General features: G+C 57.6%; 1 rRNA gene. It reads right to left on the bottom strand.

Features of this window, described 5'->3' with window-relative positions:
- Positions 1 to 1072, bottom strand: a 23S ribosomal RNA gene (locus ACFWDO_RS21470); the annotation flags it as partial.

Below are 1072 nucleotides of genomic sequence, written 5' to 3'. Positions count from 1 at the left end.
GGAGAAGTCGTTACGCCATTCGTGCAGGTCGGAACTTACCCGACAAGGAATTTCGCTACCTTAGGATGGTTATAGTTACCACCGCCGTTTACTGGGGCTTAAATTCTGGGCTTCACCGAAGTTGACCCGTCCTCTTAACCTTCCAGCACCGGGCAGGCGTCAGTCCGTATACATCGTCTTGCGACTTCGCACGGACCTGTGTTTTTAGTAAACAGTCGCTTCTCCCTGGTCTCTGCGGCCCTCACCGCTTCCCACCGCAAGGGTGTTCACGGATCAGGCCCCCCTTCTCCCGAAGTTACGGGGGCATTTTGCCGAGTTCCTTAACCACGATTCGCTCGATCGCCTTAGTATTCTCTACCTGACCACCTGAGTCGGTTTGGGGTACGGGCGGCTAGAACCTCGCGTCGAGGCTTTTCTTGGCAGCAGAGGATCACCCGATTCCCGCATACGCGGTCACTATCAGTTCTCACCCTGTATGTTTCGCGGATTTGCCTACGAAACGGGCTACAACCTTGGACGTGGACTACCATCGCCACGCCGGGCTACCTTCCTGCGTCACCCCTGTTAACACGCTTACCTACTACCGGTTCGGGTCCCACGCCGCCGGCAACGGTGCGACCCGAAGGTCGCTGTGTTGCCATTGGGGCGGTTAGCATCACCGGGCTCGGTATGGGCGGTTCTTCGCCGGTAGGAGAATATCAACTCCTTGTCCATCGACTACGCCTGTCGGCCTCGCCTTAGGTCCCGACTTACCCAGGGCGGATTAACCTGGCCCTGGAACCCTTGGTCATTCGGCGGACGGGTTTCTCACCCGTCATTCGCTACTCATGCCTGCATTCTCACTCGTGTGGGCTCCACCACTAGGTCACCCTGCAGCTTCACTGCCCACACGACGCTCCCCTACCCACCCACACACCTGAACACCGATCAAGTCGATGCTAAGTTTCACGTGTGAGTGCCACGGCTTCGGCGGTGTACTTGAGCCCCGCTACATTGTCGGCGCGGAATCACTTGACCAGTGAGCTATTACGCACTCTTTCAAGGGTGGCTGCTTCTAAGCCAACCTCCTGGT

Source organism: Isoptericola sp. NPDC060185 (assembly GCF_042728595.1).
Classification (GTDB): domain Bacteria; phylum Actinomycetota; class Actinomycetes; order Actinomycetales; family Cellulomonadaceae; genus Isoptericola.
This window is presented reverse-complemented; position numbering and strand designations above follow the sequence as displayed.